This window comes from Metapseudomonas cellulosilytica (assembly GCF_049334135.1).
GTDB lineage: Bacteria > Pseudomonadota > Gammaproteobacteria > Pseudomonadales > Pseudomonadaceae > Metapseudomonas.
The window spans coordinates 1-22,045 of sequence record NZ_JBHZGN010000012.1 but is presented as its reverse complement, the minus strand read 5'-3'; the positions used below and the strand labels follow the sequence as shown (position 1 = coordinate 22,045).

Annotated in this window: 23 protein-coding genes; 9 read left to right on the top strand and 14 right to left on the bottom strand. The window is 65.7% G+C overall.

Features of this window, described 5'->3' with window-relative positions:
* Positions 1–175: 175 nt before the first annotated feature.
* The gene (locus ACFW0H_RS16410; protein ID WP_422914932.1) at positions 176–637 is read left to right on the top strand and encodes a RidA family protein; all 462 of its coding nucleotides are present in this window, start codon (positions 176–178) and stop codon (positions 635–637) included.
* A 20-nt stretch (positions 638–657) separates the two neighbouring features.
* Here the strand turns inward: ACFW0H_RS16410 and ACFW0H_RS16405 are convergent, their stop codons facing one another.
* Positions 658–1,626: a LysR family transcriptional regulator gene (locus tag ACFW0H_RS16405; protein ID WP_422914931.1), complete on the bottom strand. Its 969-nt coding sequence runs from the start codon at positions 1,624–1,626 to the stop codon at positions 658–660.
* A 443-nt stretch (positions 1,627–2,069) separates the two neighbouring features.
* On the opposite strand from ACFW0H_RS16405, the gene ACFW0H_RS16400 reads away from it, so the two are divergent.
* A complete protein-coding gene (locus ACFW0H_RS16400) occupies positions 2,070–2,534 on the top strand; it encodes a BRO-N domain-containing protein (protein ID WP_422914930.1) in 465 nt (154 codons plus the stop codon).
* 195 nt (positions 2,535–2,729) lie between these two features.
* On the opposite strand, the gene ACFW0H_RS16395 is transcribed toward ACFW0H_RS16400, so the two are convergent.
* Genes ACFW0H_RS16395 through ACFW0H_RS16375 form a run of 5 tightly spaced genes read right to left on the bottom strand, consistent with a single transcriptional unit; the run spans position 2,730 to position 6,340 of the window.
* On the bottom strand, positions 2,730–3,506 hold the full coding sequence (locus tag ACFW0H_RS16395; protein ID WP_422914929.1) for an SDR family NAD(P)-dependent oxidoreductase: 777 nt from the start codon (positions 3,504–3,506) through the stop codon (positions 2,730–2,732).
* Between the two features lie 11 nt (positions 3,507–3,517).
* Positions 3,518–4,273 carry an SDR family NAD(P)-dependent oxidoreductase gene (locus tag ACFW0H_RS16390; protein WP_422914928.1) on the bottom strand — a complete coding sequence of 252 codons (756 nt, stop codon included), beginning with the start codon at positions 4,271–4,273 and terminating at the stop codon, positions 3,518–3,520.
* Between the two features lie 26 nt (positions 4,274–4,299).
* The gene (locus ACFW0H_RS16385) at positions 4,300–5,064 is read right to left on the bottom strand and encodes an SDR family oxidoreductase (RefSeq protein WP_422914927.1); all 765 of its coding nucleotides are present in this window, start codon (positions 5,062–5,064) and stop codon (positions 4,300–4,302) included.
* Entirely contained in the window at positions 5,061–5,918 is an 858-nt protein-coding gene (locus ACFW0H_RS16380; protein WP_422914926.1) for an SDR family NAD(P)-dependent oxidoreductase, read from the bottom strand. Before ACFW0H_RS16380 ends, ACFW0H_RS16385 begins: the two co-directional genes overlap by 4 nt.
* Positions 5,915–6,340, bottom strand: coding sequence for a nuclear transport factor 2 family protein (locus tag ACFW0H_RS16375; protein WP_422914925.1), 426 nt, complete (start codon positions 6,338–6,340; stop codon positions 5,915–5,917). Before ACFW0H_RS16375 ends, ACFW0H_RS16380 begins: the two co-directional genes overlap by 4 nt.
* A 181-nt stretch (positions 6,341–6,521) precedes the next feature.
* On the opposite strand from ACFW0H_RS16375, the gene ACFW0H_RS16370 reads away from it, so the two are divergent.
* Entirely contained in the window at positions 6,522–7,001 is a 480-nt protein-coding gene (locus tag ACFW0H_RS16370) for a nuclear transport factor 2 family protein (protein ID WP_044871850.1), read from the top strand.
* Positions 7,002–7,019: 18 nt separating this feature from the next.
* Here ACFW0H_RS16370 and ACFW0H_RS16365 read toward each other — a convergent pair whose 3' ends face one another.
* On the bottom strand, positions 7,020–7,979 hold the full coding sequence (locus ACFW0H_RS16365) for a GlxA family transcriptional regulator (protein ID WP_422914924.1): 960 nt from the start codon (positions 7,977–7,979) through the stop codon (positions 7,020–7,022).
* Between the two features lie 98 nt (positions 7,980–8,077).
* Here ACFW0H_RS16365 and ACFW0H_RS16360 point away from each other — a divergent pair, with 98 nt between their 5' ends.
* The 3 genes from ACFW0H_RS16360 (at position 8,078) to pbpG (ending at position 9,979) form a co-directional block, all read left to right on the top strand.
* Entirely contained in the window at positions 8,078–8,518 is a 441-nt protein-coding gene (locus tag ACFW0H_RS16360) for a thioesterase family protein (protein WP_422914923.1), read from the top strand.
* 12 nt (positions 8,519–8,530) lie between these two features.
* A complete protein-coding gene (locus ACFW0H_RS16355; RefSeq protein ID WP_422914922.1) occupies positions 8,531–8,917 on the top strand; it encodes a DUF488 domain-containing protein in 387 nt (128 codons plus the stop codon).
* Between the two features lie 165 nt (positions 8,918–9,082).
* On the top strand, positions 9,083–9,979 hold the full coding sequence (pbpG, locus tag ACFW0H_RS16350) for a D-alanyl-D-alanine endopeptidase (protein ID WP_422914921.1): 897 nt from the start codon (positions 9,083–9,085) through the stop codon (positions 9,977–9,979).
* A gap of 83 nt (positions 9,980–10,062) precedes the next feature.
* Here pbpG and ACFW0H_RS16345 read toward each other — a convergent pair whose 3' ends face one another.
* The 4 genes from ACFW0H_RS16345 to ACFW0H_RS16330 all read right to left on the bottom strand — a co-directional run bounded on the left by ACFW0H_RS16345 (position 10,063) and on the right by ACFW0H_RS16330 (position 15,691).
* Positions 10,063–11,328, bottom strand: coding sequence for an MFS transporter (locus tag ACFW0H_RS16345; RefSeq protein ID WP_422914920.1), 1,266 nt, complete (start codon positions 11,326–11,328; stop codon positions 10,063–10,065).
* A gap of 52 nt (positions 11,329–11,380) precedes the next feature.
* A complete protein-coding gene (locus ACFW0H_RS16340) occupies positions 11,381–12,454 on the bottom strand; it encodes a sugar phosphate isomerase/epimerase family protein (protein ID WP_422914919.1) in 1,074 nt (357 codons plus the stop codon).
* Between the two features lie 117 nt (positions 12,455–12,571).
* Positions 12,572–14,068: a MocR-like pyridoxine biosynthesis transcription factor PdxR gene (gene pdxR, locus ACFW0H_RS16335; RefSeq protein ID WP_422914918.1), complete on the bottom strand. Its 1,497-nt coding sequence runs from the start codon at positions 14,066–14,068 to the stop codon at positions 12,572–12,574.
* Positions 14,069–14,764: 696 nt separating this feature from the next.
* A complete protein-coding gene (locus ACFW0H_RS16330) occupies positions 14,765–15,691 on the bottom strand; it encodes a LysR family transcriptional regulator (RefSeq protein ID WP_422914917.1) in 927 nt (308 codons plus the stop codon).
* 119 nt (positions 15,692–15,810) lie between these two features.
* On the opposite strand from ACFW0H_RS16330, the gene lysA reads away from it, so the two are divergent.
* Positions 15,811–17,049 carry a diaminopimelate decarboxylase gene (gene lysA / locus ACFW0H_RS16325; RefSeq protein ID WP_422914916.1) on the top strand — a complete coding sequence of 413 codons (1,239 nt, stop codon included), beginning with the start codon at positions 15,811–15,813 and terminating at the stop codon, positions 17,047–17,049.
* A gap of 239 nt (positions 17,050–17,288) precedes the next feature.
* Positions 17,289–18,395 carry a cell division protein ZapE gene (gene zapE / locus ACFW0H_RS16320; RefSeq protein ID WP_422914915.1) on the top strand — a complete coding sequence of 369 codons (1,107 nt, stop codon included), beginning with the start codon at positions 17,289–17,291 and terminating at the stop codon, positions 18,393–18,395.
* Positions 18,396–18,404: 9 nt separating this feature from the next.
* Here the strand turns inward: zapE and ACFW0H_RS16315 are convergent, their stop codons facing one another.
* Positions 18,405–18,890 (bottom strand): GlcG/HbpS family heme-binding protein, encoded by a 486-nt coding sequence (locus ACFW0H_RS16315; RefSeq protein WP_422914914.1) that lies wholly within the window; start codon positions 18,888–18,890, stop codon positions 18,405–18,407.
* A gap of 288 nt (positions 18,891–19,178) precedes the next feature.
* Between ACFW0H_RS16315 and ACFW0H_RS16310 the strand changes: the two genes are divergently transcribed.
* Positions 19,179–19,562: a hypothetical protein gene (locus tag ACFW0H_RS16310; RefSeq protein ID WP_422915088.1), complete on the top strand. Its 384-nt coding sequence runs from the start codon at positions 19,179–19,181 to the stop codon at positions 19,560–19,562.
* Positions 19,563–19,622: 60 nt separating this feature from the next.
* Here the strand turns inward: ACFW0H_RS16310 and ACFW0H_RS16305 are convergent, their stop codons facing one another.
* Together ACFW0H_RS16305 and ACFW0H_RS16300 are read right to left on the bottom strand one after the other, a co-directional pair.
* A complete protein-coding gene (locus ACFW0H_RS16305) occupies positions 19,623–20,342 on the bottom strand; it encodes an EthD domain-containing protein (protein ID WP_422914913.1) in 720 nt (239 codons plus the stop codon).
* 206 nt (positions 20,343–20,548) lie between these two features.
* Positions 20,549–21,676, bottom strand: coding sequence for an LLM class flavin-dependent oxidoreductase (locus tag ACFW0H_RS16300; protein ID WP_422914912.1), 1,128 nt, complete (start codon positions 21,674–21,676; stop codon positions 20,549–20,551).
* Between the last annotated feature and the right edge of the window lie 369 nt (positions 21,677–22,045).

Genomic DNA, 22,045 nt, shown 5'->3' with positions numbered 1-22,045 from the left:
ACTCCTCAGCGTCACTGCTTGAGGACGAGCAAAAGATAACGAAACAAGACGCCTGTCGGTGGCGCACTTTTGCGCTCGTATTGGCTCATTTATGCGCCATAAAACCCACGGTCGCGCTGCTAGCATTCGCCCACCCATCCGGATCAAGCCGGTCCCTCATGTGCAGGAGAATGCAATGGCAGCTTCACAACCGTTCAACAAGCAGACCGCCTACTGGGGCGTTTCCTGGGAGGAGGCGTATGGCTATCCGCAGGCACGGCGGGTAGGAAACGAGATCTACGTATCAGGTCAATTCAACCATGATGAGGAAGGTCATCTGGTAGCCCCGGCGCCGCTGAACGCCGACGGTAAGCCCAGTGATTTCTCTACGATGGGAGAGCAGATGCGGGTCTCTTACGACAACATTTCGAAGCTGCTCGCCTTGTATGGCGCAACTCTGCAAGATGTTGTCGAGGAAACGCTTTATGTGCTGGACATGGACGCTGCGTTCGCAGTGGTCGGCAAAGTGCGCAAGGCGGCCTATGGCACTGAGCGGCCTCAGTGCGCGAGCAACATCATTGGGGTGTCGAGACTTGCCCAGCGTCCGCAGCTGATTGAGATCGTGTGCAAGGCCGTGATTGGCGCCCGAGACATCTGAGCTGCACTCCCGGTTTCGATCTAGGTGACCGGGAGTATCGATTGCCCCTCGACCAAGGGCTTTTGACTGGCCACGGCAGCGGCGCAGAAGGTCATGAATGCTTTGACTCGCCACGATTTTCGAATGTCCTGGTGAGTCAGCAGCCACAACTCATCCTGAAGCTCTGGCACCACCGGGCCGGCGCGTACCAACCCTGGGGTTATGTCGCCCAACATGCAGGGAAGGAATCCAAATCCCAGGCCCGCCGCGATTGCAGCGCTTGCGGCTGCAACAGAATCGGTGCGGTACGCAATGCGCTCAGCAGCGACTCTGCTTTCGACATAGCTTGTCGCCCTCAAACCACAGAGCGCTGCCGAGTAGGACACCCATGGCTGCCCCTCTTCGAAAAGGGGCGAGGCAGTCATCTGCTTGGCGCAGCAGTAAGGTGCCCAGGCAATGTTCGCCAGTTTACGGCCCACCAGGCTTTCTGCAGGTTTTCTCGTCGCTCGAATGGCGATATCCGATTCATCCCGGGCGAGGCTGAGGGTTTCATTGCCCACCAGCACCTCGATGGCGATCCCCTCGTTCAGGGCCTTGAAGTCCGCGATGATGGGGGTGAAGAAGTACAGCAGCAGCGAGTCGCTGGTGGTAATTCGAAGTTTCCCGAGGGGGCCTTGGCCTGAACGCGAAACACGCCGCGTGACGCTGACGATATCCAGCTCCACTCGCTCGGCGAGTGCTCGCAATTCAGCACCCTCGGCGGTGAGCAGATACCCTGATTTGCGGTGATCGAACAGCGCGATGCCGAGCGTTCGCTCAACTTGAGCAACTCGGCGCGAAACGGTGGATACATTGATGCCAAGCTTCTTGGCCGTAGCCGAACGATTGCCGCAATCACTGAGCGTCTTGATGATGCGCAAGTCGTCCCACGAGAGCTGATTGACAGCCTCGCCTACGTCCCACTTCGTCCCATCAGGGGCAGCCGGAGCTTTTCCAGTTGGCGATTTCACACAGTTCGTTCCAGATGCGAAGGCGCTGATGATACGAGAAGGGGTTGGGTGAAGCAGCCACATTGTTCCGGCGATTGGTTGAAAACTGTTATGCCGACTGGCTGCTGTGGGTCGAAAGCAGCCCCCAGCCACTCCCATGCCCTTGCCCTCCTGCACCCCCATCCCTATCCTGCTCCAGCCACGGTCAATCCCGTGGCCGGGTTTGACAGCCCGCTTACGTTGGCGCGATTGCGCCGCAAGGTGCATGCGAAAAACGGCGGACGTTTTTTGCAGGCTCTTGCTCGCATGCAGTTTTTAGCTGCACTGCTCTATGGCAGGTCGCGTGGGGAGGTCCTCGTGGCCTGCCGGCGCCAACGTACCGGTCTGTCAACCCTGCGCGATCTGCCGCCCTTCGATTGACAGCGAATGGCGGCAGCCTCCTAACCTTACGTTGGAGCTCCACCATGCATGACGCATACACCCCCCTCGTTTTCTTCCACCACAACCTCCGCCTGCGCGCCCTGATGATCGACAACCAGCCCTGGTTCGTCGCCCAGGATTTCGCCCAGTTGATCGACACCCGCCTTCCCCGCCTGCTCCGCGCCCTGGAGCCGTACGAGCAGCGCAGGGTCACGCTGGCATGCACCGGCGATTTCCTTGAGGAGGTGCAGGCGATCAGCGATGCCGGCGCATACAAGGCGTTCTATCGCTTCGCCCGCCCGGCGCATCGGGATGTCGGCCGCTGGCTGAGCGATGTGCTGGTGCCGACGCTGCATGACTATCACCGTGACCCGGACGCCTCGCCGCGACGGTCGTTCGTGAGCTGGGCAGGCCGGCAGGTCGGGGTGGTGAGGTGGCAGGGGGAGTTGTGGGTGGCCTGGCGGGACCTGCCGACCTTCATGGTGGAGGGCAAGGAAGTGTCGGTATGACTGCCGACCATGGGCAGCGGCGGCTGCTGGAAATGGCGAAATTGCCGGCGGGGATCAGGGCGTTGTGACCGGGGGCAACTGCGTTGCCCTTCGCGAATGAATTCGCCCCCACAGGAAAAGCAGGTAGTCGGGATTCCGATCCAGCAGAAAATGAAAGGCCCGCAATCGCGGGCCTTTCCCTTTCCACTCGCCAGCTCAGATCGGCGAGCCCGGCAGGCCCGGGTAGTAGGAACCGGCCGCCACGCCGCCGTCGACCGACAGCTCGCTACCGTTGCAGTAGCTGGCTTCGTCGCTGGCGAGGAACAGCGTGGCGCGGGCGATCTCTTCCGGAGCGCCAATGCGCTGTTGCGGCACGGTGCGGTACTGCGGGGCCAGCTCATCGCGCGAGACGCCGGTGGGGTTGGACATCACGGTATCCACGCCGCCCGGATGCACCGAGTTGACCCGCACGCCGTGCGGGCCGAGTTCCAGTGCCGCCACCTTGGTCAGCCCGCGCACGCCCCACTTGCTCGACACGTAGGCCGCCAGGGCATTGACCCCGCGCAGGCCGTCGACGGACGAGATGTTGACGATGGAGCCGGCGCGCTGCTCGCGCATGACCGGCGCGACGCTGCGGATGCCGAGGAAGGTGCCGGTGAGGTTGATGGAGAGGGCGCGCTCGAACTGCGCCTGGGTCAATTCCTCGATGGCGCCGAACACCAGCACAGCGGCGTTGTTCACCAGCACGTCGATGCGGCCGTGGCGTTCCACGGTTTCGTGGACCAGCTGCTGCCAGCCCTCTTCGTTGCTGACATCCAGGCGGCGGAAGCTGGCCGTCTCGCCCAGTTCCGCGGCCAGTGCGCGGCCTTCGTCTTCCAGCAGGTCGGCGATGACCACGGTGGCGCCTTCCTCGACGAACAGACGCGAGGTTTGCGCGCCCATGCCGCGGGCGCCGCCGGTGATGATGGCGACCTTGTTTGCCAGACGTTGCATTGCGTTCTCCTTTAACCCCAATAAGCCTGGCCGCCATCCAGCGGGATGGTGGCGCCGGTCAGGTAGCGGGCGTTGTCGCTGACCAGGAAGGCCACGGTGCGGCCGATGTCGTGTTCGCAATCACCCACCCGGCGCAGCGGAATGCTGCTGAAGAAGGCTTCTGCCTCTACCGGGTTGCTTTCGATCCAGCCGCGCAGACCGGGGGAGAGGGCGTGGGGGGCGATGACGTTGACGCGAATACCGTCCACACCCCATTCGCAGGCAGCCGCGCGGCTCAGGGAGCGGATGGCTTCCTTGGTCGCGGCATAGTGGCCGTAGCCCGAAGCGTCCCAGCGCACGGCGGCGGAGGAGGCCAGGTTGACCACGGAGCCTTCGCCTTTGAGGTGCGGGTAGCAGGCGCGCATCAGGCGCAGGGTGGCCATGGGACCTGAGTCGATGCCCTTCATGAAGGTTTCGTCCGTCACTTCGAGAATGCTGCCCAGCGGCACGATGTGAGCGTTGTTGACCAGGATGTTGAGGCCACCGAAGGCTTCCACCACCTCGGCCACGCAGCGATCGATATCCGCCGGGTTCATCACGTCGCATTCGACCGCCAGGGCGGTGCCGCCGCGACGACGGATCTCCGTGCAGGTTTCTTCCAGGGTGACGCGGGTGCGGCCGGCCACGGCGACCTTGGCGCCTTCGGCGGCCAGCGAGTAGGCGATACCCTGGCCGACGCCCTGGCCGCCTCCGGTCACCAGGGCGACCTTGCCTTGCAGCATGTTCATGGGTGTGTGCTCCCGAATCAGTTGGATTAGCCGGCGATGCCGGAGACCAGTTGCGCGTTGTCGATGCGCAACTCGGCGCCGTTGACGAAGCGCGATTCGTCCGAGGCGAGGAACAGCACCAGGTTGGCCACGTCCTCGGGCATGCACATGCGCGCCATGGGGTTGTCGCCGATGCCCAGGGCCACCGGATCGAGGTTGGGCACCAGGGCCTGGGTCATGGGCGTCCAGATGCCGTCGGGGTGAATGGAGTTGCAGCGAATGCGGTAGCCGTTGTTCTTGCAGTGCACGGCGATGCTGCGGGTCAGTGCGGTGACCGCGCCCTTGGAGGCGCTGTAGGCGCACATGGGCGGCAGGCCGCCGAGGGCGGCGACCGAGGACATCATGATGATCGAGCCACCGCTGGCGTTGCGCTTCATCGCCTCGATGGCGTACTTGCAGCCGAGGAAGTAGCCATCGGCGTTCACCCGCATCACGGTGCGCCATTGCTGCAGGCTGGCCTCCTCGATGGTGCCGAGGGGGCAGATGGCGGCGTTGTTGACCAGCACATCGAGGCGGCCGAAGGTCGCCAGGGTCTGTTCGATGGCCCGCTGCCAGTGTTGTTCCTCGGCGACATCGAGTTCGACGAACAGCGCGTTGGCGCCGATCTCGGCGGCCAGGGCCTGGCCACCCTCCCGGTCGATATCGCCCAGCACCACGCGGGCGCCTTCGGCGGCCAGCAGGAGGGCATCAGCCTTGCCGACGCCACTGGCGGCGCCGGTGATGAGTACGACCTTGTCTTGCACACGTTTCATGCGGGGCTCCTTGGGTATTCCTGGCCGGCCAGGGCGGCGCGCAGGGCGTCTTCGCCGAAGATGGCCGAAACGACCGGGTCCAGTTGCGGGTTGCGACGCAGCTCATGGCCGCCGTCGATGGCCAGGCTCTGGCCGGTGGTCCAGCCCGACTCCGGGCCGGCGAGGTAGCGGACGGCACCGGCGATATCCACCGGCTCGCCCAGGCGGCCCAGGGGAATCTGTTCGAGGAAGGCATTGCTCATGGCTTCATTGGCGAACAGGCCCTGGGTGGCTTCGCTCTGGAACAGGCCGGGGCGAACGGAGTTGACGCGGATGCCGGCACTGGCCAGTTCCTCGGCCGCGCAACGGACGAGGGTTTCCAGGGCCGCCTTGGCGACGCAGTAGCCGGACAGCCAGCGGAACGGCATGGCCGCCGCGGTGGAGGAAATGCAGACGATGGCGCCACCGCCATTGCGGGCCAGGTAGGGGGCGCCATGGCGGATGGCGAGGAAGGCGCTGGTCAGGTTGATGTCCAGGTCGGCGCCGAAGGTCTGCTGGTCGTGCTGCAGCAGCGGGCGAAAGGCTGCGCCGCCAACGGTCGGGATCAGGATGTCCAGCCGCTCTTGCAGGCCGTAGGCGAGCTCAAGGGCGCGGCGCAGGTCCGCTTCCTGGCAGGCGTCCCCGGCACAGGTTTCGATCCGTGCTCCGGGCACCCGGGCGAGGAGTTCCTCGCGTGCCTGGGCCAGCGCTTCGCTGCGGCGCGCGCTGAGCACCACACTGGCGCCGTCTTTGAGCAACAGTTCTGCGCAGGTCTTGGCCAGGGCGCCGGTTCCGCCGGTGATCAGTGCGGTCTTGCCGCTCAGCGCGCCGGTCATTGGGCGGCCCCTTGCAGCGGCAGGTCCTGGCTCCAGTCCAGCAGCAGTTCACGCCGGGTGATGTGCCACAGGCCATCGATGCAGGCGAAGCGATCCAGGTAGCGGATGCCCCAGTCGAGCTTGCGGGTGACGCCATCGACTTCGTAGAGGTGGTTGGCGACGCAGTAGGTCTCCGCGCTCGCCTCCAGTTCGTCGACTTCGGCCAGGTGGTTGTGGACATGGTGCTGGGTAACGCTGTAGCGACCCAGACCGCTCATTCCGGCGATGATCGCCTCGACTCCCTGGAATTCGAAACCGGGACCCTTGAGTACTGCTTCGGGCGTGAACAGGCGGGTCAGTGCCGTCCAATCCCGTTTATCCACCGCCTGTGCATAACGACAGACGAGTTCATAGAGCGCTTGCTTGTGCGATGCCTCGGACATGCCATGAGCCTCCTTGTTTGGCCTGCGCAGTTGCAGGTGCGGCGAAGCTCGCATCGCCGGGGCCGAGGGGCATCGGCCGATCGGACTATTGGCCGTCGCGCGGGGCGCTAGTCCCCTCGGACGATGAGGGGACGGGTAGCGCCGGCTAGGTTGGGCGTTCCCCTAACATGGAGCAGCAGAGATGGCCGACGCCGTTGAAACCCTTCTGGAAATCGAGCAGATCAAACAGTTGAAGTACCGCTATTTCAGGGCGATCGATTGCCATGACTGGGCCCTGTTCGAAACCTGTGTGGCCGAAGACGTGACCACCGCGCTGGACAGCGGCAAGTACGCTTTTTCCGGTCGCGCCGGTTTTGTCGAGGGCCTGCGTGGGCTGATGGACCGGCCGACCCTGCTGTCCAAGCATCAGGGGCATCACCCGGAAATCGAGTTGGTCGCGCCCGATCGGGCCCGGGGCAGCTGGTACCTGGAGGATCATGTGATCGACACGGAGAACGGCTGGATGGTGCACGGCACGGCGTTCTACCAGGACGAGTACGTCAAGCGCGACGGCGCCTGGCAGATTCTCTCCACCGGTTACCGGCGCGTGTTCGAAACGGTCACGGCGCCCATCCCGGAGCAGTTCAAGGTCATTTCCAGCTGGTTCGGCCTGCCCGAGTGAACGGATAGCGCCGGTGGTTCAGCCGGCGCGCAATTCGCGGATGCCCTTGCCCAGCCGCTTGCGCAGCAGGGTGCGCAAGGTCACGCCGTCGGCATAGCCCACCAGGCCGGCAACCTGGTCGACGCTGTGCTCGCTGGTTTTCAGCAGGTGCACGGCACGCTCGATGCGCAGGTCCTGCACATAGGCCAGGGGCGTCTTGCCCAGCACCTCGCGGATGCGCCGGGCGAGCGTGCGCTTGCTGGTGGCCAGTTCGCTGGCCGCCGCGTCGAGGTTGAAGCCCTCGGCCAGGCGTTCGCGCGCCCAGCGGTCGAAGCGCTGCACCAGCGGGTCGGCATGGGCCAGGTGATCGGAGAGGGCGTAGGCCGATTGCGAGGGGCGGGCGTCGACGATCAGGTAGCGCGCCACCAGGGCGGCCAGTTCCGGGCTGGTCTGGCGGATCAGCCAGAGCGTCAGGTCGAGGTGGCTGAGGGCGGCGCCGGCGGTCACCACCTGGCCGGCGCTGACGATCATCCGCCCGGCGTCCAGCCGCACCTGTGGATAACGTTGCCGGAACAGCGGCGTGAGCCACCAGGTGGTGGTGGCTTCATGACCATCCAGCAGGCCACTCTCGGCCAGCACGAAGGTGCCGATGCAGGCGGCGGCGATGCGCGCGCCTCCTTCGGCCCAGCCGCGCAGGGTGGCGACGGCATCGGCCACGTCCGCCCGTGCCAGGGCCGCCTGCAGCGGCTCGGGCATCTTGTAGCCCATGGCCGGGACCAGCACCCAGTCCGGCGCCGGGCATTCCGCCACCGGGCGCACCGGCACGCCGAATCCGAGGGCGCTGTTCACCTCGGGCCGGACCCCCGCCAGGGCCACCTCGAACCGGGGACAGGGCAGGCCGTGCAAGGCGGACAGCTCATTGGCGGTGGTCAGGGCGTCGAGGACGGCGGCCAGGCCGGTGTCGATAACCCCTTCGAGGGCGAGGACGGTGACTTTCATGGCGAGATCGGTACCAAAGTTGTCAATCGCGCCAGTATTGCAAAGGGTCCGGCGGTCATAAAGTGAGCCTCACCACCCACGCAGCGGAGACTCCACTCATGTACCAGAAGACCCTTATCGCCGGCTGGGGCGACATGGACTTCAACTCCCACATGCGCAACACGGCCTACCTCGACAAGTCCGCCGACGTGCGCATGATGTACTTCGCCGATTTCGGTTTCCCCATGTCCGAGTTCCGTCGCCTGCGCCTGGGCCCGGTGGTGATGAAGGACGAGATCGAGTACTTCCGCGAGATCCATCTGCTCGAGGAACTGGACATCACCATGCGCGCCGCCGGCCTCTCGGCCGATGGCAGCCGGATGCTGCTGCGCAACGAGTTCTTCCGCCAGGGCGTATTGGCCGCGCGGGTGACGTCCACCGTCGGCTGGTTCGACCTGGAACAACGCAAGCTGGCCAGGCCCACGGCCAAGCTGCTGGAGGCGCTGCAGGCCATGGACAGGAGTGACGACTTCCGCGAACTGCCCGGCAGCAGCCGCTGAGGAGGAGGGCAAATGAGCATCAGCATCGTTCGTCTGGGAGCGCCAAGGGCCGCCGATGAGGGGCCGCGCATCGGCACCGTGCGTCGGCCGCCCCGCGGCGTGCCCAAGGCCGAGTTCGCCAGCCGCGACTACTACGACACCTGGCTGCCCCTGCTGGCGCCGAGCGCCGAACTGATGGCGCAAGGCAAGGCCGCCGAAAACGAAGCGGACTGGGCGCGCTTCGCCAAGCGCTACCGCGCCGAAATGGAAGGGGGCGAGGGCGCGCGGGTGCTGGACCTGCTGGCGGCCCTGTCCCACAGCAGCCATTTCGCCGTGGGCTGCTACTGCGAGGACGAACACCGCTGCCACCGTTCCCTGCTGCGCGAACTGCTGGCCGAGCGCGGCGCCTCGATCCGCTGATCCGCACGTCCCGTCGCCGCCATCCTCCGGCACTGGCGATCATCCGACCAAAGGCGCAAAATCGCGCCCCGACGACAGAAGGTGCTGCGTATTTCGCCGTCTTCGTTCCTATACTTTTTCTTCGTGGGGCCCCACTTTCGCGGCCCCTTTTCCATTGGAAGCATCGTGAATATTCGTAGTTCGATCACTAAGCTGTTCGTTCTGGGTTCCTGCGTGCTCATGCTGGCAGGTACCCCTATTCAGGCTGCCGAACAGCCCCTGCCAGCGCGCGACCCGGCAAAACTGAAGCTGTCTTCCCGCAGCGCCGTGCTGGTGGACCTTGCCAGTGACCAGGTGCTCTATGCGCGCAACCCCGCGCGGGTGATGCCCATCGCCTCGGTGACCAAGCTGATGGTGGCGGTGGTGGTGCTGGAGGCCAAGCAGCCCCTGGATGAGGTGCTCACGGTCACCATCCGCGAGAACAAGGAAATGAAAGGGGTCTACTCCCGCGTGCGCCTGGGCAGCCAGCTCAGCCGTGGGGAACTCCTGCATATCGCCCTGATGTCTTCGGAGAACCGCGCCACCTCGACCCTGGCCCATAACTACCCGGGCGGCTACTCGGCCTTCATCAAGGCGATGAACGCCAAGGCCCGCGCCCTGGGCATGGCCAATACCCGTTACGTCGAGCCCACCGGCCTGTCGCCCTTCAACGTCTCCACCGCCAATGACCTGGTGCGCCTGCTCAAGGAGACCCGCAAGTTCCCGCTGATGACCCAGTACAGCACCACCTCGTCCAAGGTGGTGAACTTCGTCAAGCCGCGCTACAGCCTGGGCTTCCGCAATACCAACAACCTGGTGCGCAAGGCTGACTGGAGCATCCAGATGACCAAGACCGGCTACACCGACGAAGCCGGACACTGCCTGGTGATGCTGACCCGCATGAACCAGCACCAGATGGCCCTGGTGCTGCTGGACGCCTTCGGCAAGTACACCCACATGGCCGACGCCACCCGCATGCGTCGCTGGATGGAGACCGGCACCAGCGGTGCCGTCCCGGCCTCGGCCGTGGCCAATCGCCGATGACCGGGCGGCGCATCGCGCCGTTGCCCTGAAAGCAGAAGCCAGCCCCGGGGGCTGGCTTCTTCGTTTCGGCTGCCCGGCGGGCATCAGGCCTGGGCCGTCACCCCTTGCACCTGGCTGGCGGCGTGCTTGCGCACCGTCCGGTGCAGCAGGCTGGAGACCAGGAAGCCGATCACCGCCAGCACGCTCATCAGGCTGAACACGTAGGTGTAGCCCTGCTGGCCTGGATACTGGTCCAGGATGGAGCCGTAGATGATGTAGGCGAACATGCCCGGCGCATAGCCGATCAGGCAGCCGATGCCGAAGGCCGAGCCGGTGATGCGCGAGGGAATGCCCACTTCGCTCATGGGCGCCCAGAACACGCCGCGCATGGTGAAGACGATCAGCGCGAACGACAGGGTGGCGGCCATGCCCGCATAGATGAAGTCCGCCCCGGTGGGAATGGTCAGGATCAGTGCCATCATCGGCAGCAGCGCCAGGAACGCCCACTTCAGGTAGCGGCTCGGGCTCTTGAGGCCCTTGTCCGCCATGAAGCCGCCGGCCGGGCCGCCCAGCACCTTGAGGAAGTACTGGTTGATGATCCCATAGGCGCCGACGAGGGCCACCGGCAGCTGGTACATGTCCTTCAGGTAGGGGATGAAGTAGGTCAGGCCGCAGTAGACGATGTAGACCATGAACACGTTCAGGCTGACCAGCCAGATGCCCGGCACGCGCACGGCTTCCAGCAGGCCGGCCAGGCCGACGGTCTCGCCGCTGGGGCCGCTCGCCTTGCTGTCCCGGAGGAGGAAGAAAGTCAGCAGGCCGACGCCGATGTCGATCGCCGCGTAGAACAGGATGGCCGACTTCAGGCCGGCGGCGCCGGAGCCCATGGCGACGAACACGCCCAGGGCGGCGAAGGCCACCGCGGTATCGATCACGCCACGGCCGCCTTCGAGGAAGCCGAACATCCGTCCCTGCTCGCCGTCGTCACCCAGGTTGCGGATGGCCTTGAGCAGCGACGGCCAGAACAGGCAGTCGGCGCAGATGGCCAACAGGCTGAAGACGATCAGCAACTGGCTATAGCCAGGGAAGGTGGCCAGGTAGAGGCCCAGGCAGCCCGTGCCGATCAGGCCCAGGGGAATCAGCTTGCGGGTGGTGAAACGGTCCGCCAGGAAGCCGCCGACCACGAAGAGCGCGGTGGCGATGATGGCGTTGGCGCTGAGCAGGGCGCCGATCTCGGTATGGGTCAGCCCCATGTGCTCCTGCATGGGGATGTAGAAGGCGTCCTTGAGGTTCGCCAGCTTGTAGATGGTCCCGCCACCAAGGACGAGGACCAGCAACCTGAGCCATTTGGCTTTGGCCTGTGCTGTCATTGTTGTTCTCCACAGTTTCCGGATTGGAAGGTCACCTGTCGCCAGGGGCGGCTCAGGCAGGGGATTGGCCGGCTTCGGCCAGGGTCAGTTCGGCCAGCACGCGCAGCTCGGTGAGCAGGCCGCGCACATGGCGTACCTGGTTGTTCGCCCAGCGGTGCTCGTCGGCCACCATGCGTTCCACCGTGTAGCCTGGCGGCAGGCCGGTCTCGCTCATTTCCCGGTAGGGGATGAACGGATCTTCGGCCTCGTCCGACTGGCGGAAGGCCGGGGCGATGTAGTGGTTTTCCTGTTCCAGGATGAAGGCGACCACCTGGGGCGTCCCATCGCCGAGCATCAGCAGTTCGAACAGCATCCGCGCGCCGGGCAGGTCGTCTTCCGGACTGCCGTGCAGCACGCCGTAGTGGCCGAAGCCGTTCTGCTCGGGGACGATGCGCACGCCCTTGAGGTGCACCTGGCGGATATAGGGGGCCAGTGCCTGCAATGCCGGCAGCGGCTGCTCGCAGGCATTGATCATGTTGCCGAAGTCGAACAGCGCGTTCAGGCGCGGATTGCCGACCTGGCGCAGCAGCTGGGCGATCTCGAAGCTCTTGAGCTCCTCGTGCTGCTCGAAGTCGAAGTGCAGGTCGTAGCGGTCGGCCAGCTCGCTGAGGTAGCGCAGGTCCGTCTCGATTATCGCCATGACCCGCGACAGGTGGCCTTCGTAGCGGGAATAGACGCGAATGTTGCGGGTGCCGATGGCCCGTGCGATGGCCACCACCTGGTCGACGTCTTCGCGGCGCGTGCTGCTGATTTCCAGGTGAACGTCCAGGCCCAGGGCGCGGGCCTTGTCGGCGAAGGCCTGGAGCTGGGCGGGGATCATCCGCGACAGGCTGTTCTCTTCACCGTCCAGCAGATGCAGGGAAAGGCCCTGGAGTTCGTGGCGGTAGGCGAAATCCAGCATGTCTTCCGGTTTGATCCGCAGCTGCGTGAGGTTGGTCAGCAGCGGGTAGCCATGGGCGAACAGGCGGATGCCGTCGAGGCGTTCGAGGAGGCGGCCGGCAAGGGCGGGCGTCAGCAGCGGCGGTGGGGCTTCGCTGCCGGCGTTGTGGCGCAGCAGGGCCGCAAAGCGGGCTTGGATAGCGTTCATTCTTGTCATTCCTGAAAAAGGTGCCGGTTTGCCCGGCGCTGCCTTTATCTCTCCGGAATGGCGCTATCGATATAGCCATTATTTTTTAATTGTTATGACCACTTTGATCGTGGCCCGCTACAGACGGTGCCCGAGCCTTTCCAGGGCCCGGGCCAGGGCCTCGACCTTCTCCCCGGCCTGTTCCTCGGGGGTGCCGGCAAATCCGATGAGCAGCCCCGGTGGCAGGTAGCGCCTGAGGCAGTAGTCGCCCAGCGCATAGGTGTAGATCTGCTGCCGGGCCAGTCCCTGGGCGACGGCGTCATCGTCCACCTTCTCGCCCAGCCAGCCGATCAGGTGCAGGCCTGCCGCTACCGGGGCGACTTCGAGGAAACCGCCCAGTTGACCCCGCAACTGTTCCACCAGGCGTTCCTGGCGGGCCTGGTAGAGCGCGCGCATGCGGCGGATATGGCCGAGGAAGTGACCTTCCTCCATGAAGTCGGCCGTCGTCGCCTGGTGCAGCGTGGAGGGGCTGCGGTCCATCACCGCGCGGATGGCGCAGAAGGGTTCCACCAGCGCCTCGGGGAGGATCACGTAGCCCAGCCGCAGGGAGGGGTAGAGCACCTTGCTGAAGGTGCCGACGTAGATGACCTTCTGCCATTGGTCCATGGCGAAGAGCGCCGGCAGGGGGCGGCCGACATAGCGGAACTCGCTGTCGCAGTCGTCTTCGACTATCCAGCCGTGGCCGCGGCCCGCCCACTCGATCAGCTCCTGGCGGCGGGCATAGCTCATGGTGGTGCCCAGAGGATGCTGGCGCGAGGGCGTGGTGAAGGCCAGGCGGGCCTCGGGACATTCACGCAGGCCTTGCTGCACGTCCAGCCCCTGGTCGTCGATGCGCAGCGGGACCAGGCGGCCTCCCTGGGCCTGGAAGGCGATGCGCGCGGCGATGTGGCCGGGGTCTTCCATCCACACCCCGTCCTGGGCATCGAGCAGCATCATGCCGAGGATGTTGAAGGCCTGCTGGGCGCCGGAGACGATCACCACCTGATCGACGCTGCACTCGATGCCACGGGCATCGAAGACGTATTCGACGATGGCTTCGCGCAGGCGCAGCAGGCCTTTCAGCTCGCCGTAGCCGAGCAGGGGCTTGGTCGGCTGGCGCAGGTGGCGATTCATCAGGCGCCGCCAGACCGGCATCGGGAAAGCATCGTAGGCGGGATGGCTGGGCAGGAAGGAGGTCGGGCACTCGGGGTCCCAGGCGGCGTAGGACACGCCACCGAAGTGCTCGCTGCGCAGCGACAGCACGGACTGGCCCAGGCTCGACAGGCGCGGTGGCTTGGGCGGGGCGTCGGCCGCCGAGTCGCGGCCTTCCCACTCGCTGCCGACATAGGTGCCGGCGCCGGTACGCGGGGCCAGGAAGCCTTCGGCGGTCAGCTCGTCGAAGGCGTTGAGAATGGTGATCCGCGACAGCTCCAGCTCCTTGCACAGTGTGCGCGTGGAGGGCAGGCGCGTGCCGCCCGGCAGCCGGCCGGCGAGGATCTGCTTGCGTACCTGGAGGTAGAGCTGGCGGTAGAGGGGGACGCTGCTGGTGCGGTCCAGCTCGATGCCTGTCAGCAACATGCCGCCGGGGGACTTCATATTCTGCTTGCCTCGCGTTGTTCAGCCCGGCCCGAGGTGGGGCCGGAGTGTCATTGTTGGTGCTTCGGTGCGTGGCGGAAAGAGGCACTTCTAAGAATTCGGGGAGAGGACTTGGCTTGTTGTCCGGTGGTTCAGCTCATTGCCGAGTGGGCTTTGGGTTTCTGTTTCGCCCACCCGGGCGAGTCCCTTTTTCAAACGCCGGATGGCCGCCCCCCAAAAAGGAACCAAAAGGCTTGCCCCTGCATCCGGGTCCGGCTTCGCCGGACTCCCCTCCCTCCATCGTTGCTCCGGGGGCCCGGCGTGAGGGGCCATCCAAGGCCCCACACGCCTCTCGCGGCATCCATGCCGCTCGTCCCCCTACGCAACGATTCCGCTCGGCCTCCTGACGGGGCGGAGTTCCCGCCCCACCTTTTCTGCAAACTGGCAGACAGCGAGTTTGCATCAGGAATGATTCATCGCATCCGGCGCGAGTCACCCCTCTCCCTCCGGGGTGAAGAGGCACGTTTCGGAAGCACCGCTTCCGGTGCCGATGAACGCCTGAGCGCGAAGCGATCGGGCCGGGGCGCAGGGCGGGGGCCGGGGGTGAGGGCTGTGTCCGGCCGCGCGGATTCAACCTGGGTTCACTCACACCGAATTGCCAATCCGCGCGAGCCCCACCTGTTCCCTCAAATTCGCGTGGAACCCAGAAAGTGGGCATCAGCCCCGCCTGCCCAATTGCTCCTCCAGCCCCCGAATCATCCTTCCCGCCTGCAGCTGCAGCACCTCCTGCGCCTCATCCACCAGCGCCGAGGAGGGCCGGTATTCCGGCCGGATCAATTGCACCCGGAATGGAATCGAGGTCTGCAGCCGGCGGATCTGCAACCCGCGCCCGGCTTCGTCCAGGGCGCTCAGCGGGTTGACGATGGCCAGACCCAGCCCCTGGCGGACCATGGCGCAGACCGAGGCGGCGGTGCTGGTCTCCACCACCATCCGGCGTTCCACTCCGGCGGCGAGGAAGTGGGCGTCCAGGCTCTGCCGGTAGATGTCCAGGCCGGCCAGGCTGATGAAGGGCCGGCCGTGAAAATCCGCCAGGGTGAGTTCAGCCTTCGCCAGAAGCTCGTGGCCCTCCGGCAGGACACAGACCATATCCGCGGCGAACAGGGTCGAACCCCGGGTTCCGCGAGGCTGCACGTCGGTCTCCGACAGGCCCAGGTCATGGCGCTGGCCGCTCAGCGACTCCTCCAGCAGGGGCGATTCCTGGGCGCTGATGGCCAGGCTCACGCCGGGATGGCGTTCGAGGAAGGCCTGGCAGAAGGCGGGCAGCAGGGTCTGGGCGAATACCGGCAGGCCGGTGATGGCCAACTGGCCCTGGTCGAAACGGCGGATGGCCTGGGCCGCGCCGACGATGCGCTCCAGGCCGGCATAGGAGCGCTGCACTTCATCGAACAGCGCCAGGCCCTGGGCGGTGGGGGCCAGGCGACCGCCCTCGCGGTCGAACAGGCGAAAGCCCAAAAGGTGCTCGAAGCGCGCCAACTCGCGGCTCACCGTGGGTTGCGAGGTGAACAGCAGGCGCGCGGCGCCGGTCACGCTGCCGGCGGTCATCACCGCGCGGAAGACTTCGATATGGCGGATGGAAAGGTCCATGGGGCACTCGATTGCGGGCATCAATGCATATCAGCAATGAATGGTAGCTGAACAAATTGGTATTTTATTGAATTGCTCGTGCTCGCCATCATGACGCCATCCTGATTCCGGAGGCCGCCATGCGCCCGAATATCCCCGCCGCTACCCTCGCCAACCTCGCCCGTGAACACGGCACCCCGCTCTGGTGCTACGACGCCGCCGTGATCCGCGAGCGCATCGCCCAGCTCAAGGGCTTCGACGTGATCCGCTTCGCCCAGAAGGCCTGCTCCAACCTGAGCATCCTGCGCCTGATGCGTGAAGAGGGCGTGCAGGTGGATGCGGTGTCCCTCGGCGAAATCGAGCGTGCGCTGTTGGCCGGTTATTCGCCCAAGGGCGAGCCGGCGGGCGTGGTGCTGACCTGCGACCTGCTGGACCGCGCCACCCTGAAGCGCGCCGTGGAACTGGGCATCGAGGTCAACGTCGGCTCCATCGACATGCTCACCCAGCTGGGCCAGCAAAGCCCTGGCCACCGCGTCTGGCTGCGCATCAACCCCGGTTTCGGCCATGGCCACAGCCAGAAGACCAACACCGGCGGCGAGAACAGCAAGCACGGCATCTGGCACAGCCAGCTGGACGCCGCCATGGCGGTGATCCGTGACTACGGCCTGGTGCTGGTGGGCTTGCACATGCACATCGGCTCCGGTGTCGATTACAGCCACCTGGAAGAAGTCTGCGGCGCCATGGTGAACGCGGTGCGTGACCTGGGCTGCGATCTCGAAGCCATCTCCGCCGGCGGCGGCCTGTCCATCCCCTACCGCGAGGGCGATGCGCGGGTGGACATCCCGCGCTATGCCGAGCTCTGGAACCAGGCCCGCCGCGAGATCGAGGGCATCGTCAAGCACCCGGTGCGCCTGGAACTGGAACCGGGGCGCTTCCTGGTGGCCGAGTCCGGTTGCCTGCTCAGCGAAGTGCGTGCGGTCAAGGACGTGGGCGACAACCACTTCGTGCTGGTGGACGCCGGTTTCAACGACCTGATGCGCCCGGCCATGTACGGCAGCTTCCACGACATGACCCTGCTGGACGACGCCGGCAACCCGGTGTCCGCCCCGCAGCGCAAGACAGTTGTAGCGGGCCCGCTGTGCGAGTCCGGCGACGTCTTCACCCAGCATGACGGCGGCCTGGTGGCCCCGCGTCCGCTGCCGGCGGCCCAGGTCGGTGACCTGCTGCTGATCCACGACACCGGAGCCTACGGCGCTTCCATGTCGTCCAACTACAACAGCCGTCCGCTGCTGCCGGAAGTGCTGGTGGATGGAGATGAGGTCCGCCTGATCCGCCGCCGCCAGCCCCTCTCCGACCTGCTGGCGCTGGAGCAGTTCTGACTCGTTCCGAAGTTTCAAGTGGGTAGGGTGGAAATCCCTTTTGGGATTTCCACCATCGGCGTTCTGCATGGCTTCGCTGGTGGATAGAAAAGCGCTATCCACCCTACACGGCTGTAGGAGCGAATTCATTCGCGATGCGGACCCACGGGCCGCTGCGCGGCCCTTCGCGAATGAATTCGCTCCTACAATAGCCGGCGCGGCCCTTGCTTCTCCCGGCCCAACCCGCACAATGCGGCGCCATGACTTTCGAATCCCCCCTTGCCGCCTACCAGCATGCCCTGGAGCAGGGCGGCTTCCAGCCTGACCCGGCCCAGCGCCACGCGGTCGACTGCCTGCAGCTGTGCCACGAGGCGTTGCACCAGGCCGGCCAGGTGACCGGTGTCTACCTCTGGGGCCCGGTGGGGCGTGGCAAGACCTGGCTGATGGACCGCTTCCACCAGAGCCTCAAGGTTCCGGCACGGCGCCAGCATTTCCATCACTTCATGCGCTGGGTTCACCAGCGCCTGTTCCAGCTCACCGGCACCCCCGACCCGCTGCAGGCCCTGGCCCGCGAACTGGGCCGCGAGGTGCGGGTGCTGTGCTTCGATGAACTCTTCGTCAATGACATCGGCGATGCCATGCTGCTCGGCCGCCTGCTGCAGCTGATGTTCGCGGAGGGCGTGGCCATGGTCGCCACCTCCAACCAGCCGCCGCAGCAGCTCTATGCCGACGGCTTCAATCGCGAGCGCTTCGTCCCGGCCATCGCCGCCATCGAACGGCACATGGAGGTGGTGGCGGTGGACGGCGGCCAGGACCATCGCCTGCATCCCGGCGTCGCCCATCAGCGTTACTGGGTGGCCGAAGCGGGTCGACCCAGCGCCCTGGCGCAGGTGTTCGAGCGCCTGGCGGCCGGGCAGGAGGTCTGCAGCGAGCCGCTGGAGCTGGGCCATCGCCAGGTGCCGGTGGTGCGGCGTTGCCCGGCGGCGGCCTGGTTCCGCTACGCCGATCTGTGCGAGCAACCCCTGGCCGCGCTGGACTTCATCGCCCTGTGCGACCGCTTCCCGGCCATTTTCCTGGGCGAGGTGCCGAACCTCAGCGCCGCCCGCCGTGAAGGGCGCATCGCCCGTGGCACCGAGGACGGCGTCGAACGGGTGGCCGCAGGGGACCGGGAGCTGCCGCAGCTTTCGGTGCATGACGATGGCGTGCGCCGCTTCATCGCCCTGGTGGACGAGTGCTACGACCGGCGGATTCCCCTGCACGTGGAGGCGTCCGTGCCAATGGAGCGCCTCTACACCGAGGGTTACCTGGAATTTCCCTTCCGCCGCACCCTGAGTCGCCTGCGGGAAATGCAGTTGGCACGGTTCTGACCGCGGCCGCTACTTGAGCTGATCCTTCACCGCCGCCAGGCCGGCGTTGGCGCATTGCTCGTCCAGGTTCCCACCGGGGGCGCCGCCGACGCCCACGGCGCCGATCACGTCGTCACCCACTTTCACCGGCACGCCGCCGGCCACCACCAGGAAACCGTCGATCATCGGCAGGTGCTGGGCCGCGGGGTTCTTCTGCACGTTTTCCAGCATTTCGCTGGTGCTGCGCTTGGTGGAGGCGGCGGTGTAGGCCTTGCGCCGGGCGGAGTCGAGGGTGTGCGGGCCGGCCTTGTCGGCGCGGAGGATGACCCGCACGCCGCCGGCACGGTCCACCACCGCAGCCGTGACGTTGTAGCCCTTGGTGGCGCAGTCCTTCACCGTGGCGCTGGCGATCTCGCTGGCGATCTCGAGGCTCATGTTCTTTTCGATGGCGACTCCGGCCTGGCTGGATAGGCAAACCGCAAGGCTGCCCAGGGCAAGGAGCTGAAGGGGTTTCATGGCGTTTCTCCTGTCGCGACCAAGGGCGGCCGTCGCTTGGCCAGGTGACAGGGATGGCGGGACGATGTCGCCCGGGGGGCGCTGGCCGTGCATTACAGCCTAGCCAGCCTTGCGGTTTTTTGTGAGCGCGGGGCCCCATGCGCAACAGGCAATTGCTCCGCGTCGAGCGCTGCCTGACACTAGACTACTTTCTACTCCCCACCCAGAAGGAACACCCCCGTGTCTCCACGCGAACAAGACAGCTGGGCCCAGATCTGCCTGGCCGCCGGGCTCGACCCGGAAAAGCGCATGGCCGCCCGTCAGGCCGTGCTCGGCCATGCCGACGCACTGGACTGCACGCTCTATCGCCCCGACGAGAACGACCTGGATGCCGAGGAAGAGGACCTGGGCGATGCCCGCATCCTCTTCACCGGCCCGTTCCAGGTTCCGGCCCAATGGAGCCCCCAGGAGCGCGAGGACTATTTCGGCGATATCGACCCGGCCTCCTTCGTCACCGCCCTGATCGAGTGCCAGGCCTCCCCCGACAGCCGCGACTTCTTCCTCGCCGATGCCGGTGACTTCGTCGCAGTGGTCACCGCCGGCGGCGACGTGCAGATGTTCTACCTCTACGACAGCAATGAAGACGAAGACGGCCTGCACTGCGTGCTGGTGCGCGAGGACGAGGACGCCTGACTCAGCGACGCCGCGCGTGACGATCGATACGCGCGGCGCCCCTTGGCCGGGCTGAGGGCCTCAGACCGCCGCTGCGGTCTTGAGCAGGTACTGACTGGTGGGTAGTACGTCGATCTTGTCGAAATCGATGAAGCGCTGGCAGCTCTCCATCATCGCCGCGAGGTTGTGCTGGAACTTCGCCTCGTCCCCCGGCGCGTCGAAGAACGCCATGGGATCGGTCATGGCGGCCGGCGGGAAGGCTTCTTCCACGATGGCGTCCAGCGGCGCGGCGCCGTGGGTCAGGGCGCGCACCACCAGGTTCTGCACGTAGAGGAAGTTGTCCTGGGTGTCGATGGCCACCGGGGTGTGGTGATTGCGCCAGATATCCAGCCAGGCGTCCCGGGTCAGGCGTGGCGGGCAGCTGAGGAAGGCGATCTGCGAGAAGCCGTAGGTGCGCTCGCCAGGGCGGGCCGGGAAGCGGGTGTTGCGGATCGCGACCGACTCGCTCACCAGGTAGGCCGCCAGGCGGCTGGAGGTTGCGACCAGGACCTCGTCCACGGGACGGCGGAACAGGATGTTGGCGCTATCGACCCAGAGCGACAGGAGGGCGTCCGGCAAGGGCCGGTTGTTTTCCTGGCGCAGGCCGGCGGCAGGGGCCACATCGGCGTCCACCAGGTTCACCTGGAGACCACGGGCGCCGAGGGTGAAGAGTTGTTCGGCGACTTCGCCACGCAGGCGCTGGGAGAAGGATTCGAGACTGTCCTGGGGATTGCGCCACAGGGTGTAGATGATCTTTTCCACGGCAAGGGCCCTCATGAGGCAGTGATAGCGGCCGGGATTCGGCCGGGCACGCAGAACATGCAATGCGCGCCGGAGCTCTGCATCGTCCAGCCGGACTAACGGTCGCTGTCATCGCCAGATCGCCGGGGCCGCGCCCGTCCCCAGGCCGCCATAAAAGGAAAACGGGCCCGAAGGCCCGTTCTCCATTCCTCACTCCGCTGCTCAGGTCAGTCCTTCTGTTTGCGGAAGTAGGGAATCACGTGCTCGCCGATGTTCTTCAGCGTCTCCAGCTGCGCCCACTGGGGCACGGTGCCCATCTGGCAGATGAAGAGGATTTCGTCGGCGCCGGCATCGATCAGGCGCTGCACGTAGCCGATGCAGTCGTTCACGGTGCCGTAGGCATGGTTGGGGTTCATCATCGCCATGGTCGGATCGGAGAAGTCGACCTTGACCTCTTCGGAGGCGAAGCGCGACTTGATCACCGCCTGGCCGTTGCCGTCGACGAAGGTGTCGTCCTTCCACTTCTCCGGGTCCGGACGTTCGCCGCCGGCGTACCAGTAGGCCAGGGACTCCATGAAGTAGCGCTGGCCGCGGATGCCGATGTGGCGGGCCTTCTCGTTGTCGTCGAGAACGATGGCCGGGCACAGGGCGGCGATGTGGCGATTCGGGCGGAAGCCGACCTGGTTCTTCTCGTCACGGTTGTCCCAGGCTTCGTGGTACACGGCCACTTTCTTGGCGATTTCCTCGGGGCCGCCGAAGCCCAGCACCAGGGCGCCCATGCCGCGGCCGCCGGCGTTCTTCAGCGACTCGGTGTTGGTGCACGCCAGGTACATCGGCGGGTGCGGGTCCTGGTAGGGCTTGGGATGGATGGGGCGCTTGGGGATCTTCACGAAGTCGCCGTTATGTTCGATCTCGTCCTGCACGAACATCTTCGGGATCAGGTACATGGCTTCGTCGATCTGCGGCTGCAGGGTGGCCAGGTCGTAGCCGAAGGTGCCGGCTTCCTGCTGGGTGCCGCCCTTGCCCACGCCGAAGTGCACGCGGCCCTTGGACAGCAGGTCGAGGGTGGCGATGCGCTCAGCCACTTTCACCGGGTGGTTCATCGCCGGCGGCAGGCAGACCACGCCGTGGCCGATGCCGATGCGCTCGGTCTTGCCGGCAACGAAGGCGAGCATGGTTTCCGGCGCGGACATGTGCGAGTAGTTGGTCAGCGCGGTGTGTTCCACGCACCAGAAATTGTCGAAACCGAGCTTGTCGGCGAGCACGGCCTGCTCGACGGTTTCGTCGAAGATGCGACGATCGCCTTCGCGGCTGCTGTCGATCGTCTGTGCCTCATAGATCAGGGAGAATTTCATGCGCTTGGCCCTTGTTGTTCTTGATCCAGTCGACCCGTAGTTCCGGGGCTTGAACGCATGGTGTGGGATCGGCAGCGCGGCTGAATCCTCCAAAAAGACTAGTCACCTTGGTCCGCCGGAAAGCACGACGCCCGCGCGGGGCGGGCGTCGTGGGAGGGTGTTCCGGCTTGTGTAGGGTGGACAGCGTTTTTCTGTCCACCGGCGATGTCGGGCAGGACTCCGATGGTGGATAAAAAAGCGTTATCCACCCTTGTATCTCGACTAGCGTCCTTTCAAAGAGCGATAGTCCCCGACTGATCATCGGGGGAGGGTCAGGAAGCCGTATCCACCCTTAGGCCTCGAGCTTGCGACGTAGATAGTGCTCCGGCC

Coding starts and splice junctions, on each gene's coding strand:
- zapE (WP_422914915.1), top strand. CDS start 17,289: ATGACTTTCGAATCCCCCCTTGCCGCCTACCAGCATGCCCTGGAGCAG.
- ACFW0H_RS16360 (WP_422914923.1), top strand. CDS start 8,078: ATGTACCAGAAGACCCTTATCGCCGGCTGGGGCGACATGGACTTCAAC.
- ACFW0H_RS16410 (WP_422914932.1), top strand. CDS start 176: ATGGCAGCTTCACAACCGTTCAACAAGCAGACCGCCTACTGGGGCGTT.
- ACFW0H_RS16345 (WP_422914920.1), bottom strand. CDS start 11,328: ATGACAGCACAGGCCAAAGCCAAATGGCTCAGGTTGCTGGTCCTCGTC.
- lysA (WP_422914916.1), top strand. CDS start 15,811: ATGCGCCCGAATATCCCCGCCGCTACCCTCGCCAACCTCGCCCGTGAA.
- ACFW0H_RS16310 (WP_422915088.1), top strand. CDS start 19,179: ATGGCCGCCCGTCAGGCCGTGCTCGGCCATGCCGACGCACTGGACTGC.
- ACFW0H_RS16380 (WP_422914926.1), bottom strand. CDS start 5,918: ATGACCGGCGCGCTGAGCGGCAAGACCGCACTGATCACCGGCGGAACC.
- ACFW0H_RS16395 (WP_422914929.1), bottom strand. CDS start 3,506: ATGCAACGTCTGGCAAACAAGGTCGCCATCATCACCGGCGGCGCCCGC.
- ACFW0H_RS16340 (WP_422914919.1), bottom strand. CDS start 12,454: ATGAACGCTATCCAAGCCCGCTTTGCGGCCCTGCTGCGCCACAACGCC.
- ACFW0H_RS16300 (WP_422914912.1), bottom strand. CDS start 21,676: ATGAAATTCTCCCTGATCTATGAGGCACAGACGATCGACAGCAGCCGC.
- ACFW0H_RS16330 (WP_422914917.1), bottom strand. CDS start 15,691: ATGGACCTTTCCATCCGCCATATCGAAGTCTTCCGCGCGGTGATGACC.
- pdxR (WP_422914918.1), bottom strand. CDS start 14,068: ATGAAGTCCCCCGGCGGCATGTTGCTGACAGGCATCGAGCTGGACCGC.
- ACFW0H_RS16390 (WP_422914928.1), bottom strand. CDS start 4,273: ATGAACATGCTGCAAGGCAAGGTCGCCCTGGTGACCGGAGGCGGCCAG.
- ACFW0H_RS16375 (WP_422914925.1), bottom strand. CDS start 6,340: ATGTCCGAGGCATCGCACAAGCAAGCGCTCTATGAACTCGTCTGTCGT.
- ACFW0H_RS16385 (WP_422914927.1), bottom strand. CDS start 5,064: ATGAAACGTGTGCAAGACAAGGTCGTACTCATCACCGGCGCCGCCAGT.
- ACFW0H_RS16355 (WP_422914922.1), top strand. CDS start 8,531: ATGAGCATCAGCATCGTTCGTCTGGGAGCGCCAAGGGCCGCCGATGAG.
- ACFW0H_RS16400 (WP_422914930.1), top strand. CDS start 2,070: ATGCATGACGCATACACCCCCCTCGTTTTCTTCCACCACAACCTCCGC.
- ACFW0H_RS16365 (WP_422914924.1), bottom strand. CDS start 7,979: ATGAAAGTCACCGTCCTCGCCCTCGAAGGGGTTATCGACACCGGCCTG.
- ACFW0H_RS16370 (WP_044871850.1), top strand. CDS start 6,522: ATGGCCGACGCCGTTGAAACCCTTCTGGAAATCGAGCAGATCAAACAG.
- ACFW0H_RS16315 (WP_422914914.1), bottom strand. CDS start 18,890: ATGAAACCCCTTCAGCTCCTTGCCCTGGGCAGCCTTGCGGTTTGCCTA.